Origin of the sequence: Xanthobacter nonsaccharivorans, assembly GCF_043194755.2 — a bacterium.
Classification (GTDB): domain Bacteria; phylum Pseudomonadota; class Alphaproteobacteria; order Rhizobiales; family Xanthobacteraceae; genus Xanthobacter; species Xanthobacter autotrophicus_G.
Genome location: NZ_CM195526.1, coordinates 4,083,037 through 4,097,444, shown reverse-complemented (window position 1 = coordinate 4,097,444; position 14,408 = coordinate 4,083,037). Strand labels below are relative to the sequence as shown.

The 14,408-nt window shown below is 60.5% G+C and carries 15 protein-coding genes; 12 read left to right on the top strand and 3 right to left on the bottom strand.

The features are described 5' to 3' along the window. Positions 1 to 24 precede the first annotated feature (24 nt). Together V5F59_RS18710 and V5F59_RS18705 are read left to right on the top strand one after the other, a co-directional pair. Positions 25 to 2,013 carry a conjugal transfer protein TraG gene (locus V5F59_RS18710; RefSeq protein ID WP_006022599.1) on the top strand — a complete coding sequence of 663 codons (1,989 nt, stop codon included), beginning with the start codon at positions 25 to 27 and terminating at the stop codon, positions 2,011 to 2,013. Positions 2,014 to 2,020: 7 nt separating this feature from the next. Beyond that, on the top strand, positions 2,021 to 2,449 hold the full coding sequence (locus V5F59_RS18705; RefSeq protein WP_006022598.1) for a hypothetical protein: 429 nt from the start codon (positions 2,021 to 2,023) through the stop codon (positions 2,447 to 2,449). Between the two features lie 81 nt (positions 2,450 to 2,530). Here the strand turns inward: V5F59_RS18705 and V5F59_RS18700 are convergent, their stop codons facing one another. The 3 genes from V5F59_RS18700 to V5F59_RS18690 form a co-directional block, all read right to left on the bottom strand. Then, a complete protein-coding gene (locus V5F59_RS18700; RefSeq protein WP_006022597.1) occupies positions 2,531 to 3,169 on the bottom strand; it encodes a response regulator transcription factor in 639 nt (212 codons plus the stop codon). Next, a complete protein-coding gene (locus tag V5F59_RS18695) occupies positions 3,166 to 4,185 on the bottom strand; it encodes a sensor histidine kinase (protein ID WP_197057830.1) in 1,020 nt (339 codons plus the stop codon). Before V5F59_RS18695 ends, V5F59_RS18700 begins: the two co-directional genes overlap by 4 nt. Before the next feature lie 165 nt (positions 4,186 to 4,350). Then, the gene (locus V5F59_RS18690; protein ID WP_006022595.1) at positions 4,351 to 4,629 is read right to left on the bottom strand and encodes a metal/formaldehyde-sensitive transcriptional repressor; all 279 of its coding nucleotides are present in this window, start codon (positions 4,627 to 4,629) and stop codon (positions 4,351 to 4,353) included. Positions 4,630 to 4,969: 340 nt separating this feature from the next. On the opposite strand from V5F59_RS18690, the gene V5F59_RS18685 reads away from it, so the two are divergent. The 10 genes from V5F59_RS18685 to trbJ all read left to right on the top strand — a co-directional run bounded on the left by V5F59_RS18685 (position 4,970) and on the right by trbJ (position 14,401). Then, positions 4,970 to 5,185, top strand: a complete 216-nt coding sequence (locus tag V5F59_RS18685) for a hypothetical protein (RefSeq protein ID WP_006022594.1) — start codon at positions 4,970 to 4,972, stop codon at positions 5,183 to 5,185. Between the two features lie 77 nt (positions 5,186 to 5,262). After that, the gene (hisE, locus tag V5F59_RS18680) at positions 5,263 to 5,781 is read left to right on the top strand and encodes a phosphoribosyl-ATP diphosphatase (RefSeq protein WP_006022593.1); all 519 of its coding nucleotides are present in this window, start codon (positions 5,263 to 5,265) and stop codon (positions 5,779 to 5,781) included. 32 nt (positions 5,782 to 5,813) lie between these two features. Further along, positions 5,814 to 6,185 (top strand): SLOG family protein, encoded by a 372-nt coding sequence (locus V5F59_RS18675; RefSeq protein WP_242443339.1) that lies wholly within the window; start codon positions 5,814 to 5,816, stop codon positions 6,183 to 6,185. Positions 6,186 to 6,231: 46 nt separating this feature from the next. Continuing rightward, positions 6,232 to 7,998, top strand: coding sequence for an NRAMP family divalent metal transporter (locus tag V5F59_RS18670; protein WP_006022591.1), 1,767 nt, complete (start codon positions 6,232 to 6,234; stop codon positions 7,996 to 7,998). A gap of 171 nt (positions 7,999 to 8,169) precedes the next feature. After that, positions 8,170 to 8,622 carry a hypothetical protein gene (locus tag V5F59_RS18665; protein ID WP_006022590.1) on the top strand — a complete coding sequence of 151 codons (453 nt, stop codon included), beginning with the start codon at positions 8,170 to 8,172 and terminating at the stop codon, positions 8,620 to 8,622. 942 nt (positions 8,623 to 9,564) lie between these two features. Further along, positions 9,565 to 10,581: a P-type conjugative transfer ATPase TrbB gene (trbB, locus tag V5F59_RS18660; RefSeq protein WP_024343194.1), complete on the top strand. Its 1,017-nt coding sequence runs from the start codon at positions 9,565 to 9,567 to the stop codon at positions 10,579 to 10,581. Continuing rightward, on the top strand, positions 10,578 to 10,910 hold the full coding sequence (locus tag V5F59_RS18655) for a TrbC/VirB2 family type IV secretion system protein (RefSeq protein WP_006022586.1): 333 nt from the start codon (positions 10,578 to 10,580) through the stop codon (positions 10,908 to 10,910). Before trbB ends, V5F59_RS18655 begins: the two co-directional genes overlap by 4 nt. Next, positions 10,910 to 11,191 carry a VirB3 family type IV secretion system protein gene (locus V5F59_RS18650; RefSeq protein WP_006022585.1) on the top strand — a complete coding sequence of 94 codons (282 nt, stop codon included), beginning with the start codon at positions 10,910 to 10,912 and terminating at the stop codon, positions 11,189 to 11,191. The genes V5F59_RS18655 and V5F59_RS18650 overlap by 1 nt, the downstream gene beginning before the upstream one ends. A 13-nt stretch (positions 11,192 to 11,204) precedes the next feature. Beyond that, on the top strand, positions 11,205 to 13,643 hold the full coding sequence (gene trbE / locus V5F59_RS18645; protein WP_006022584.1) for a conjugal transfer protein TrbE: 2,439 nt from the start codon (positions 11,205 to 11,207) through the stop codon (positions 13,641 to 13,643). Further along, on the top strand, positions 13,640 to 14,401 hold the full coding sequence (gene trbJ, locus V5F59_RS18640; protein WP_006022583.1) for a P-type conjugative transfer protein TrbJ: 762 nt from the start codon (positions 13,640 to 13,642) through the stop codon (positions 14,399 to 14,401). Before trbE ends, trbJ begins: the two co-directional genes overlap by 4 nt. Positions 14,402 to 14,408 lie beyond the last annotated feature (7 nt).

Sequence of the window (14,408 nt, the reverse complement as noted above, 5' to 3'; positions counted from 1 at the left end):
CCTCTCTCCGAAAGGACCGTTCCAATGTCCGCCACGAAGATCCTATGGGGCCAGATCCTCACCGTTTTCCTGATCGTCCTCGCCACCACTTGGGGCGCAACGGAATGGGTGGCTTGGCGATTGGCGTTCCAGCCGGAGTTGGGCGCGCCGTGGTTCACGCTGTTCGGCTTTCCTTTCTATCTGCCACCCTCCTTCTTCTGGTGGTGGTACGGCTTCGACGCCTACGCACCCGCGATCTTCGTCGAAGGCGCTTTCATCGCGGCGTCCGGTGGCTTCATCTCGATCGCCGTCGCCATCGGCATGTCGGTCTGGCGTGCACGCGAGGCCAAGAAGGTCGAGACCTATGGCTCGGCGCGTTGGGCCGAGAAGAAGGAGGTGGAGACGGCCGGCCTTCTCGGTCCCGATGGTGTCGTGCTGGGACGCTACGAGCACGCTTATCTGCGCCATGATGGGCCTGAACATGTTCTGTGCTTCGCGCCCACCCGAAGCGGCAAGGGTGTTGGCCTCGTTGTGCCCTCGCTGTTGACCTGGCCGGGCTCGGCGATTGTTCACGACATCAAGGGCGAGAACTGGCAGCTCACCGCCGGCTTCCGCGCCAGGCACGGCCGCGTGCTGCTCTTTGACCCGACCAACACAAAATCCGCTGCCTACAATCCTCTGCTCGAGGTGCGCCGCGGCGAATGGGAGGTTCGCGACGTCCAGAACATCGCCGACATCCTGGTCGACCCAGAAGGGTCGTTGGACAAGCGGAACCATTGGGAAAAGACGAGCCATGCGCTGCTAGTCGGCGCGATCCTCCACGTCCTCTATGCGGAAAAGGACAAGACTCTGGCCGGCGTCGCGGCGTTCCTCTCTGATCCGAAGCGACCAATTGAATCCACCCTCGATGCGATGATGAAGACGGCGCATCTCGGCGACGCCGGACCGCATCCCGTGATCGCCAGCGCCGCACGCGAGCTCCTCAACAAATCCGACAACGAACGCTCAGGCGTGCTCTCTACCGCCATGTCGTTCCTGGGACTCTATCGCGATCCCGTCGTCGCCGAAGTGACGCGGCGCTGTGACTGGCGGATCTCCGATATCGTGGGCGGAAAATACCCGGCAACACTCTATCTCGTCGTGCCACCATCCGACATCAACCGCACCAAACCGCTTATCCGACTGATCCTCAATCAAATCGGCCGACGCCTGACCGAGGATCTGCAAGCAAAGGGCGAACGCCATCGTCTCCTGCTGATGTTGGACGAGTTTCCGGCGCTGGGGAGGCTCGACTTCTTTGAGTCAGCACTGGCCTTCATGGCCGGCTACGGTCTGAAGAGCTTCCTGATCGCGCAATCCCTAAACCAGATCGAAAAGGCCTACGGGGCGAACAATTCGATCCTCGACAATTGCCATGTGCGCGTCAGCTTCGCGACCAACGACGAGCGTACCGCCAAGCGCGTTTCGGACGCCCTCGGCACCGCCACCGAGATGAAGGCCATGAAGAACTATGCCGGCCACCGGCTGTCCCCCTGGCTTGGCCATCTGATGGTTTCGCGCTCGGAAACAGCTCGGCCACTGCTCACACCTGGCGAAATCATGCAGCTCCCTCCCACCGACGAGATCGTCATGGCGGCGGGCACGCCGCCGATTCGTGCGAAGAAGGCGCGCTATTACGAGGATGCTCGGTTCAAGGAACGCCTGCTGCCGCCGCCCGCGCTCACAACGTCGCAGCAAGGACAGCCCGACGATTGGACCACGCACCAGTTGCCAGCCCGACCACAGATTGCCGAGGCCACCTTGCTAGCGCAGCCCGCCGATGAAGATCCAACCGAGTCGGAACGCCGCCAGCAACCGGAACTCAATCGGGTGAACCCCGTCGAGAAGAAAGTGCCAATCGACAACCCGTTCGAGATCGATACCGATCGGGACGAGTCTGACGACGATGCCGTGCGCACCAGCCGTATGAACCGGCTCATGCAGGGCGTCGCGCGCCAGGTCTCGCTCGACCCCGGTGACGGCATGGAGCTGTGAGACGCCCGTGACGAAACCACCCCGCAAGCAACGCCTCTCCGTCTATCTCGACCCCTCTGTCATGAACCGGCTCGCAGATCACGCCGCGCGCCGCGACCATTCGCGATCGTTGGTCGCGGAGGCGGCGATCGAGTCATTCCTCTCACCCGATGCCGCCGAACGCCAGGAGGCCGTCATCACGAAACGCCTCGACCAGCTCGACCGACGCATGTCGCGGATGGAGCGCGATATCGGAATATCGGTCGAGATGCTCGCAGTCTTCGTGCGCTTCTGGGTGACCACCACACCGAGTTTGCCAGAACCTGCTGCGCAGGCCGCGCGCGCCAAAGCTGGCGAACGCTATGATCAGTTTGTCACAGCTCTCGGCCGCCGTCTCGCGAAGGGCCCGAAGCTTCATCAGGAGATTTCTGAGGACGTTGATGGCGAGGCAGAATAGCTCGTCAGATCGCGCACGCTCCTGCGTGAGCCCAAGCTGCTCTCCAAGGCCGCATTGAAGTCAGCAATAATCGACTGCCTCTCAATCCCTTATTCTTTCCAATCTCTCGGACATCCGCCCGAGTTCAAGCAAGGATGCCGCCTCCATCTTCCGCATGATCTGCGCCCGACACACCTTCACCGTGATTTCGCTGAGTGCAAACTTCGCAGCAATTTGCTTTGTGAGTTTTCCATCAAGTATCATGTCCATAACTTGGCGCTCGCGAACAGAAAGCGAATCGTACCGCGCGCGAAGATCAGCTGTCATTGTCTTCTCGTTTCGTCGGATTTGCGAAGTCTGGAGACCGAGATAGATCGCATCAAGTAGGTCTTGGTCCCTAAACGGCTTGGTCAGAAATTCGATCGCGCCAAACTTCATAGCCCGGACCGACATCGGGATATCCCCGTGCGCCGTAATGAACACGACCGGGATCTCCACACGCGTTCTGAAAAGCTCTTGTTGGAAATCCAAGCCGTTCTGACCCGGCATTCTAACGTCCAATACCAAGCAAATCGGCGTATCAGGAATCGACCACGCCAAAAACTCGTGCGTAGACGCAAAGGTGTGAATATCAAGTCCGACAGAACTCAGGAGATTTCTGAGCGCTTCACGCACGGAAAGATCATCGTCGACGACGGCTACCGTGCCGCCCACAACGACGGGCTGTTTCGACTGTCTCATAGTATTTTCTCCCTGTCGCCAGGCAGAGTAAAACAAAAGGTAGCGCCGCGCGGATTGGTCGGCTCAGCCCAAATATTACCGCCGTGAGATTCAATAATTGATCGGCATATTGAAAGTCCAATTCCCATGCCATCGCTCTTGGTGGAGTGAAAGGCATCGAAAAGATGCCTTACGAAGCCAGGATCGATACCGCCTCCCGTGTCTTCTATCGTGATCATCACGCCGGACGCGCTTGATTTAGCGGAGTTTATTCGAATCTCACGAACACTGCTCTGCAGCGTACCCATCGCATCTATCGCGTTCACGAGAAGGTTGAGTGCAACCTGTTGAAGTTGAATACGATCACCGAAGATCATGGGCAGATCACTCGACAGGTTCGTATAAACGGAAACTCGGCTTTCTCGGAAACGGCTTTGCAAAAGCCCCAGCACCTCTCTGATTACGACGTTGATCTCAATCCAGGACCTCTTTGGTTCTGCACGCATAGACAGCGCTTGGACGCGCTTGATGATTTCACTTGCTCGGTTTGCGTCGCTGACGATGCTATCTATCGAAGACGCGGCTTTTTCTAGGTTCGCGGGATCTCCGTGAATCCAGCGTGTACATGCATTGGCGTTGGTCACGATTGCGGCGAGCGGCTGATTGACCTCATGGGCGATTGAGGCAGCGATCTCGCCGAGAGTCGTGATCCGAGCGACGTGCGCAAGGCGGGTCTGCGCCTGTTCGGCCGCCACACGAGCGGTCTCCATCTTGACAGCGAGATAGGTCGTTGCCGCGATCGCCAGCAGGCTGATCGAGGTGTTGACGACTCCGGTTCCGAAGCTTCCACTCGGCGTCAGGATGTAGCTCGCGATCGTCAACGCGATGCATATTCCAGAGACCGTGCCCATGCCCCGCGTGTGGCTGAAGCGAGCCGACAATAGAACGACAATCACATAAAACGTCGCAGCGGATATCTCGTAAGGGGTTATGGTGTCGATGATGAAGATGCCGATAGTGAGGATGCCGATCAGCAAGGGAAGCGTTCCAGACCTAACGAGGCGCCATAGCCCATCGATGAACGTCAGTAGTTCCCTTGAACGGGTGCCGAGCGGGTATCGATGCGTCAAGTTTGCCTCGTGATCTATAGGATCGACGTGGGCAGGCTGATTGACTGGTGTTTTTTGTGGAGCCATCGCAGTTCACTTGATGTAGGTGTGCAAAACGTCGACTAATTCGAGCGCGGCATTACGTTCAGCTTCTGTGGGCGTGCGGTTCGCATCGACCATATGCGCTTGAATGTGCCCATTGACGACTTCGGCCATGATTCCGTTGATCGCACCGCGCGTGGCCGTGACTATCCGCATCACGTCGCCGCAACTCTCATCCGCGATGAGGGCCCGTTCAATCGCATCGACCTGACCTCGAAGGCGTCGGACCCTATTCAGCAGCTTCTGCTTCTCAGCCACCGCATGCGCCATCGCGTCCCTCCGCTATACCCGGGTATAGTTGTAATATACCCCCCAGAGTATATATGAATGTCGCGCGAAGTGAAGACCGGCAGGGTTGTTCGCGTCGTGGTCCAGTTCGTCGTGAATTGGATCCGGATTGGCACAGCAGAGGATCATATGAACCCGCGATCTAGCAACGACCCCTCGGAGGGAGATAGTAGGCGTCAGTCACCTGCTATCGACGCTCCGCTGGGTTGCATCATCGCTCGGGTCGGTTCTGCCGACGTAACTGCGCCAGCACTTCGACGCTGAGCACCGTCCGTCCAGGCCACCCGGGTTCGAGCAACTGCTTGAACAGACGGAGGTGGCCATGGCCGCTCATCTCAACATCGACACACGTCGGGCGCCACCGGTGGTCGCCCATGATGATATTCAATTCGCCGGGGTGTTTCCCGGCTTGAAATTGGGCGCTCGCAACTTGGCGAGACCAAAGCTTCTTGCCCATTGGCATCAGGAATCCGATGGCCGGCTGATTAGGGGCTGGCAATTGGAGACATCCGCCACTCTGAAGAATCCTGACGATTGATCATAGCGACACACGGCAATGCCGTGCGCAGCGTAGCGCTGCTGTTGGCAGCAAAGTTCAAACGAAGGGATTAACTAATGAATGCAGTGGTGGCTTTGCTGCCTGCGCGCCCCGCAGGCACTAATACGACTTGCGCGAATACTATCTTCGCCAACGATTTAGAGCAGCTCTACAACGCGCTGAATGATGTGACATTGACGGAGCATGCTCGCACGGCAGAGCTGATGAATGCCGGATTGCGGAAGATCTCGCAGAAGGTTGTCGAGGAGGCTGCCGAGGTCGCTCTCGAGGCGGTGAGGAAGCGGACCCAAAAGACGGTCAGCGAAAGTGCCGATCTTCTCTATCACTTGGTCGTTCTGTGGCACGCACTCAATATTGAACCCAGCGAAGTCTGGGCCGAGATGCGGCGCCGCGTGGAAAGCATGGGCATTGCCGAAAAGCTTCCTAAGCCGCGTCGGGGAACGACTGATCCCGCCCCGGTCAACGACAGCTCGGAAGGAAATCGCGTACCTGCGCCCTGCATCACCGCCAACTCGCGCGCACCAGCACCGTGTCCCGAAGAGCAGCCCGAAAGGACACGGCCATGCGCCTCCTAGTCTGTGGAGGACGTCACTTCGAGGACGCCGAGATGGTGCATCACGAACTAACTGCACTGCATTGGCGAAAGCCAATCAGCGTTGTGGTCCACGGCAGCATTGCAGGCGTCGGCATCATCGCTGAGGCGTGGGCGCGTCGCCATGGGATCGCTGTGGTGCGTTACCCGCCAAATTGGGAGTTTTACGGCAAGAAGGCCGAAGGGCTGCGCAGCGATTTCATGCTGACAGACAGCCGACCCGACTTTGTCGTGGCTTTCCCAGGGGGGCGCCACACCGCCGATCTCGTCCAACGGGCAATCAACGTCGGGCTCGCCGTGCTCGCCATTCCGCCCAACACGGCTGGAGCTTGCCCAGTCGCAAAGCATCCGCCGCAGCGGGGCCAGCCAACAACCGCTTCGCTCTGATCCAGTGAATTCACCCAAAAACGAGCAAAACTCAACGGAGTTTGAAATGTCCGATACCTCTGCGACATCGCTTGAACAAATCGAATTGGCCTCAAGCGCGCCCGCTGTCCTGGATAGCGCGCATATTGGCGACATCCACGGCGCGTTCGGCACCATCCGGCAGCACGACACCGGTGTACGAAAGACTTGGCGGGCTAGGCTGGCGACCTTGATGGCAATCGTCGGCCCGGGACTGATTGTCATGGTCGGCGACAATGATGCCGGCGCTTTTGGAACCTATACGCAGGCAGGTCAGAACTACGGCACCTCTCTGCTGTGGACGTTGATGCTCTTGATCCCGGTGATTTACGTGAATCAGGAGATGGTGTCACGGCTAGGTGCTGTGACGGGCGTTGGCCATGCACGACTGATATTCGAACGTTTCGGAAAGTTCTGGGGTGCCTTCAGCCTTATAGACCTAGTTCTTCTCAACGGACTAACCATTGTAACCGAGTTCATCGGCATCGTATTCGCACTCCAATATTTTGGTTTGCCAAGAGTTCCGGGACTGATTGTCGCGGCGGTGCTCATAGTGGCCGCCGTCAGCACCGGAAGTTTCAAGCGGTTTGAACGCTTCGCGATGGTTTTGGTCTTTGGCAGTCTGTTGCTAATACCTGTGCTCCTCGCCATCCATCCACCAATCGGTGAGATCGCCCATGGACTGCTCGTGCCGCAATGGCCCGCTCACTCCGACATGGCGGCAGTCATGCTGCTTGTCATTGGCATCGTTGGCACGACCGTCGCACCTTGGCAGCTCTTTTTCCAACAAAGCTATGTTGTCGATAAGCGGATCACGCCCGCCTTCAACGGCTACGAGAAAGTCGATCTTTGCCTCGGGATCCTCCTGGTAGTAATCGGCGCCGTTGCCATGATGGCGTTCTGTGCCGCATTGTTTGCCGGACGGCCGGAATTCGGCAATTTCACGGATACAGGTGCGGTGCTTACGGCGCTGGACAAATATGTGGGTCCATATTCGGCGACGATTTTTGCAATCGCTCTTTTGGATGCTTGCCTCATCGGCGCAGCAGCCGTCTCGCTCTCGACGTCTTATGCGATCGCCGACGTCCTCAGGGTGAGGCACTCATTGCATCGCAAAGTCACGGATGCCATCGGATTCTACGTTGCTTACGGGATTCTCATATTCATTGCCGCAGGCCTTGTTGCCTTCGCAAGTGATGCGCTGCTGGGCCTCTTTGTCAGTGCCGTGCAGGCTCTCGCTGGCGTGCTGCTACCAAGTGCCACGGTCTTCCTGCTCCTCCTTTGCAACGACAAGGCGGTTGTCGGCCCCTGGTCCAACGGTCCTAAGCTCAATGTATTCACCGGAGCAATAATCTGGTCCCTTGTGTTGCTCTCGATCATCCTCACCGTGGCGACCGTCTTCCCAGATGTGGCTGACAGCACAATTCTGAAAATACTGATTGGCGGCTCTTTGCTGGGGCTTTGCGGGTTCGTCTTTTCGTTCGCAGCACGCAAGCGTAGTTATGACGTGCCCGCTGCCGCATATGGCAACGATCAAGATCACCGCTTCGCCAAGATGACGATGCTCGAGCGCCGGAACTGGCGCATGCCGCCGCTTAATCGGCTGCCTGCCCTGCATATGACGTTGATGACGAAGGTCTGGATGGGCGTGCTACGCGGCTATCTTCTGATTGCTGTCGCGCTGATCGGCTTCAAGGTCTTCGTCGCCGCGACCGGCGTCGAGGTCAGCATCCCCCAGATCGGCGGAACGCCAACCAGCAACGACGCTGCTACAAGCAATACCGGCTCGAAGTAGCACGCAAGAAGGCGGGTGACGACGTTGACGCACGGGCGCGAGCACCGACATGTCCGCAATAGCCTCGCGGACGTTGCTATACCCCGCGTCGTCGCCTGCCAACCAAAACGAAAAGGAAACAATCTGAATAGACAAAACTCTTTTGTTCTAACTAGCTGATGGGGGCGCCTCATGTCTGAACAATTCAAGACTCTTCCCGAACGCATCCAGGCGCTTTCCGATGCAACTTCTTGTAGTTCTTTTTCGCTGACCTCAGTCGAGCAGACCAAGGGCTTTCAGATTATCGCTTTTGTCGACAGCTGTTTCGGCGATTCTCAATGCGAGATCGATGCTTGCGGATTGATCGCCGCTATGCTGATCGCTTTTGCCAAAGCGCGCAGCGATCCGTTCACGTTTCATTATTTTGCAACGCGTGCTCTCCATGACGGACTAGAACGTTGCATCGCTATCCTTGTCCAACGCGGCGAAAGGCTGCCCGTTGTCGCCTATGCGCTCATCGCAAATTATATCCGCTGGACGGCTCGACGCCGAGAGATGGCTTTAGCCGCGGCGTTTGAGCGTCTGCGCCTTTATCCGACACTTCCAAACATGTTGATCTGGCCGCCGAAGCGCACGCCAGGATAGCGTGCCAGCGCCTGAGATTCATCGAACAAAAAAAAGCCGTGGCAGATTTTCTCAAAGGAGACGCAAAACAATGAGTAATCAACTATCGCATTGGCCTCCGCCACTTCGGATCCGCCTTCTGCTTTTTGTGGTGTCTCGCATCGAACACTTTCTCCTCTTAAGGTGTCCGAAAGGTCGCATCAGGCGATTGGGATTGGCTTGGGTCGACCAGATTCATGCGCGCGTGCGCAAAAAGCTCAGCCGTGCAGAGCTACCCGAAACGCGTTGATGTTTCTTCCGCGTTCGATCGCGCGTCAAATAGCCTTGAATCAGCGCTGAATGGTGAGGAAGCCTACAAATCTCTTTCCGCGCCGATCGGTCCGTCACCGTGATCTATAATCGACGAGGGCTTCATTGCGCCGCGCCGGTGTTAAACTGTCAAGGAGGGCGTTGGCCTTCTCAATTACCTTGCTGCCGATCTCGCGCTGTTGCCCTTGATTGGCTTTTCGGGCGCCCTCGGCGAACACCGATTCCGCGGGGAGTACCGCCGCAGCAAATGCGGCGGCGGCCAAAACCGATCTAAGAAACATAGGCTACTCTACTCGGCTGGGGTTCATGGCTGCAAAGATGCTATCGTACGTACCGTCCCGTTCAGCCTAACGCCGTGCATGATCCCGATTAAGAAGGATCTCACCCCCCGGATGATCTCCGCGATCGAGGATGTCCATCACCTCCACAACAAATGCATTGAGCGGTCATTGTGCGAGGATCAGACGCTTGCGCAGAGCCGGTCAAGCTCCGCGAGCGTATTGGCGTATCGTGCGTCCGACACCGCCGTTCTCCTGTATTTGCACGCTACACTACTACGTCGATGAATCTTTGTTGAATCGCCCCGAAATCTGGCCCCTTTAATCATCCCCGTCTGGGGAAGGACTGTATCGGCCCCGATAGAAACGGGGCACTATGACAGCATCACACCACAATTCGGAAGGCCTCGCGCGCGGCGCAAGGATGCTGCGCACTGCGCTCGGTCCTGCAATCGCGCGCTATCTTGATGACGCCAGCATCGTCGAGGTGATGCTCAATCCCGATGGGCGCCTCTGGATCGACCGACTCTCCGAAGGACTTTCCGATACCGGTGAGCGGCTGTCACCAGCGGACGGCGAACGTATCGTTCGCTTGGTTGCGCACCATGTCGGAGCCGAGGTTCATGCTGGTGCTCCTCGGGTATCCGCAGAGTTGCCTGAAACCGGCGAGCGGTTCGAAGGCCTGCTGCCACCCGTCGTCGCTGCCCCCGCATTCGCGATCCGTAAGCCCGCTGTCGCGGTGTTCACGCTCGACGACTACGTCGCGGCCGGCATCATGTCAGCGACGCAGGCCGAGATACTCCGCCGGAGTGTCTCCTCACGCGCCAACATCCTCGTCGCCGGCGGGACATCCACCGGCAAGACGACGCTGACAAACGCGTTGCTCGCCGAAGTTGCGAAGACCGCCGATCGCGTCGTCCTCATCGAAGACACCCGCGAACTGCAATGCGCCGCGCCGAACCTCGTGGCGATGCGAACAAAAGATGGCGTTGCCTCACTTTCCGATCTCGTTCGCTCTTCGCTGCGTCTGCGGCCCGATCGCATACCCGTTGGCGAAGTGCGCGGCGCCGAAGCGCTCGAACTGCTCAAGGCCTGGGGCACCGGCCATCCTGGCGGGGTCGGCACCATCCACGCCGGCAGCGCGATCGGCGCACTGCGCCGCATGGAGCAGCTCATTCAGGAGGCAGTCGTCACGGTCCCGCGCGCATTGATCGCGGAAACGATCGACCTCGTTGCCGTCCTCTCCGGTCGCGGGTCCGCGCGGCGACTCTCCGAACTCTCGCGCGTCGAAGGCCTCGGTCTCGACGGCGACTACCGCATCGCGCCGGCCACCACGGATGGCGACGGCAGCTCGAGCTTGTTCGTCCCAGCACCTGAAGGAGAAAGCCTGTGATCCAACGCCTGCGGCGCGCGCGCCATCATCTCGTCTTGACCGTTTCCATCGCCACTCTGTCGGCGGTGATGGCAGCCCCCGCTCACGCTTCCGGTTCGTCGATGCCGTGGGAACAGCCTCTCCAACAGATCCTGCAGTCGATTGAAGGTCCCGTGGCGAAAATCATGGCGGTGATCATCATCATCGTTACCGGCCTGACGCTGGCCTTCGGCGATACCTCCGGCGGCTTCCGCAGGTTGATCCAGATCGTGTTTGGTCTCTCGATTGCCTTCGCCGCGTCGAGCTTCTTCCTGTCGTTCTTCTCGTTCGGCGGCGGGGCGCTGGTCTGATGACGGGCGCTGTCGATCAGGGCGGCGACGTCCCAGGCTATACCGTCCCCGTTCACCGGGCACTGACCGAGCCGATCCTGCTCGGCGGCGCCCCACGGGCTATCGCCATCATGAACGGGACGCTCGCTGGCGCGGTCGGCCTAGGGCTTCGCCTCTGGCTGGTGGGGATCGCGATCTGGGCGATCGGCCACGTCACCGCGGTGTGGGCTGCCAAGCGCGATCCGCTCTTCGTCGACGTTGTGCGCCGCCATCTGCGCGTCCCCGCACACCTTTCGGTCTGAGGGGAGCGCGGCCATGATGAACCTTGCCGAATATCGCAATCGCAACAGCCGCCTGGCCGACTTCCTCCCCTGGGTCGCGCTGGTGGGCTCCGGCATCGTCCTCAACAAGGACGGCAGCTTTCAGCGCACCGCGCGGTTTCGCGGCCCCGATCTCGACAGCGCCGTACAGGCTGAGCTAGTCGCCATCGCCGGCCGCCTCAACAATGCGTTCCGTCGCCTTGGATCAGGCTGGGCAATCTTCGTCGAGGCGCAGCGGCAAGCTTCGAACCTCTATCCCGACAGCCGCTTTCCCGATCCCGCCTCGGCGCTGGTCGACGCCGAGCGCAAAGCGGATTTCGAGGAAGCTGGCGCACATTTCGAGTCGAGCTATTTCCTGACCTTCACCTATCTGCCGCCGGCCGAGGACGCCGCGCGCGCGGAATCCTGGCTCTATGAAGGCCGGGAAAAGTCGGGCCTCGACCCCAACGAGGTGATGACCGGGTTCGCCGATCGCACCGATCGCATCCTGCGCCTGGTCGAAGCCTTCATGCCCGAATGCCGCTGGCTTGATGACGCGGAGACGCTCACCTATCTCCACGGCTGCGTCTCGACCAAACGGCACCGTGTCCGCGTCCCCGAAACGCCGATCTATCTCGACGCGCTGCTCGCCGACCAGCCGCTCACCGGCGGGCTCGAGCCGCGCCTTGGCGCGTCGCATCTGCGCATCCTCACCGTCACAGGCTTTCCAACGGCGACGACACCTGGCCTGCTCGACGAGCTGAACCGTCTCGCATTTCCGTATCGTTGGTCGACGCGGGCGATCCTGCTCGACAAGACCGACGCGACCAAGCTGCTGACCAAGATCCGCCGGCAATGGTTCGCCAAGCGCAAGTCGATCGCCGCGATCCTCAAGGAGGTAATGACCAACGAGGCGTCCGTCCTCGTGGACACCGACGCCGCGAACAAGGCCGCCGATGCCGACATGGCGCTCCAGGAACTCGGCGCCGACTATGCCGGGATGGCCTACGTCACCGCGACGGTGACGGTGTGGGACGAGGATCCGCGCGCTGCCGACGAGAAGCTGCGCCTCGTCGAGAAGGTCATTCAGGGCCGCGACTTCACTGCCATGGCCGAGACGATCAACGCGGTGGACGCCTGGCTCGGATCATTGCCCGGCCACGTCTATGCGAACGTCCGCCAGCCGCCGATCTCCACGCTCAATCTCGCCCACATGATCCCGCTGTCGGCGGTGTGGGCGGGGCCGGAACGGGACGAGCATTTTGCAGCGCCCCCACTGCTCTTCGGCAAGACCGAAGGCTCCACCCCGTTCCGGCTTTCGCTTCACGTCGGCGACGTCGGCCACACGCTGATCGTTGGCCCGACCGGCGCGGGCAAGTCGGTCCTGCTGGCGCTGATGGCGCTGCAGTTCCGACGCTATGCTCGCGCCCAAGTCTTCGCCTTCGACTTCGGCGGCTCGATCCGCGCGGCGGCGCTCGGCATGGGCGGCGATTGGCATGACCTCGGCGGCGATCTCAGTGACGGCGCGACCGATAACGTCAGCCTTCAACCGCTCGCCCGCGTTCACGACGTGCCCGAGCGCGCCTGGGCGGGCGACTGGATCGTATCGATCCTGACCCGCGAGGGCGTGGCGATCACGCCCGAGGTGAAGGAGCATATCTGGACGGCGCTGACCTCGCTGGCATCGGCGCCCGTCGAGGAGCGCACGATCACCGGCCTGGTCGTGCTGCTCCAGTCGAACGATCTCAAACAGGCGCTCAGGCCCTATTGCGTCGGCGGTCCCTACGGCCGGCTGCTCGACGCTGAACGCGAGTATCTTGGCTCGGCGTTCGTTCAAGCGTTCGAGACTGAGGGGCTGATCGGCACCGGCGCGGCGCCGGCGGTTCTCTCCTATCTCTTCCATCGGATCGAAGATCGGCTCGACGGTTCGCCGACTCTTCTCATTATCGACGAAGGCTGGCTGGCGCTGGACGATGACGGTTTCGCCGGCCAGCTCCGCGAATGGCTGAAGACGCTGCGCAAGAAGAACGCCAGCGTCATCTTCGCCACGCAATCGCTCAGCGACATCGACGGCTCGGCCATCGCGCCTGCCATCATCGAAAGCTGCCAGACCCGGCTTCTGCTGCCGAACGAGCGCGCGATCGAGCCGCAGATCACGGCGATCTATCGGCGCTTCGGCCTCAACGACCGCCAGATCGAGATCATCGCGCGGGCAATGCCCAAGCGCGACTATTACTGCCAGTCGCGGCGCGGCAACCGCCTCTTCGAGCTCGGTCTGTCCGATGTCGCGCTCGCTCTGTGCGCCGCGTCATCGAAGACCGACCAGGCGGCCATTGCCCGCATCGTCGCCGAACACGGCCGCGACGGCTTCCTCGCCGCATGGCTCGATCACCGTGAGGTCGGTTGGGCCGCCGATCTCATCCCCACGCTCACCAACAAGGAGACGTCCCAATGAAACTGCGCAATTCCCGCGCAGCGCGTTTTGCTGCCGCGCTGCTGACCGCTCCCGTCGCGCTCGCGCCCATGCTGGCGACGCCCGCTCACGCCATCATCGTATTCGATCCCTCGAACTATGCGCAGAACGTGCTCACGGCGGCGCGATCGCTTCAGCAGATCACCAACCAGATCACCTCGCTTCAGAACGAAGCGCAAATGCTGATCAACCAGGCACGCAACCTTGCGAGCCTGCCGTTCTCGTCGCTGCAACAGCTTCAGCAGTCCGTCCAGCGCACGCAGCAGCTTCTCAACCAGGCGCAGAATATCGCCTACGACGTCCAGCAGATCGACCGGATGTTCCAGCAGAAGTACGGGAACGTCTCGCTGTCCGCTTCGGATCAGCAACTCGTCACCGATGCCCGCTCGCGCTGGCAGAACACGGTCGGCGGCCTGCAGGACGCAATGCGGGTGCAGGCGGGCGTCGTCGGCAACATCGACACCAATCGCACGCAGATGTCGGCGCTGATCGGCCAGAGCCAGGGCGCGACCGGCGCGCTGCAGGCGACGCAGGCCGGCAACCAACTCCTTGCGCTCCAGGCGCAGCAACTCGCGGATCTCACCGCCGTCGTGGCGGCCAACGGCCGGGCGCAGGCCTTGCAGTCGGCCGAGCAGGCCGCCGCCGCCGAACAGGGCCGCGAGCAGCGCCGGCGTTTCCTGACGCCGGGCTCGGGCTACCAGCCCGGCAATGCCCGCATGTTCCCGAACAGCGGCAACTGAGGCTGGC

Coding starts and splice junctions, on each gene's coding strand:
- V5F59_RS18690 (WP_006022595.1), bottom strand. CDS start 4,629: ATGGCGCATGCGGTGGCTGAGAAGCAGAAGCTGCTGAATAGGGTCCGA.
- trbE (WP_006022584.1), top strand. CDS start 11,205: ATGATGAACCTTGCCGAATATCGCAATCGCAACAGCCGCCTGGCCGAC.
- V5F59_RS18665 (WP_006022590.1), top strand. CDS start 8,170: ATGTCTGAACAATTCAAGACTCTTCCCGAACGCATCCAGGCGCTTTCC.
- trbB (WP_024343194.1), top strand. CDS start 9,565: ATGACAGCATCACACCACAATTCGGAAGGCCTCGCGCGCGGCGCAAGG.
- V5F59_RS18675 (WP_242443339.1), top strand. CDS start 5,814: ATGGTGCATCACGAACTAACTGCACTGCATTGGCGAAAGCCAATCAGC.
- V5F59_RS18685 (WP_006022594.1), top strand. CDS start 4,970: ATGGCCGCTCATCTCAACATCGACACACGTCGGGCGCCACCGGTGGTC.
- V5F59_RS18700 (WP_006022597.1), bottom strand. CDS start 3,169: ATGAGACAGTCGAAACAGCCCGTCGTTGTGGGCGGCACGGTAGCCGTC.
- V5F59_RS18650 (WP_006022585.1), top strand. CDS start 10,910: ATGACGGGCGCTGTCGATCAGGGCGGCGACGTCCCAGGCTATACCGTC.
- trbJ (WP_006022583.1), top strand. CDS start 13,640: ATGAAACTGCGCAATTCCCGCGCAGCGCGTTTTGCTGCCGCGCTGCTG.
- V5F59_RS18670 (WP_006022591.1), top strand. CDS start 6,232: ATGTCCGATACCTCTGCGACATCGCTTGAACAAATCGAATTGGCCTCA.
- hisE (WP_006022593.1), top strand. CDS start 5,263: ATGAATGCAGTGGTGGCTTTGCTGCCTGCGCGCCCCGCAGGCACTAAT.
- V5F59_RS18710 (WP_006022599.1), top strand. CDS start 25: ATGTCCGCCACGAAGATCCTATGGGGCCAGATCCTCACCGTTTTCCTG.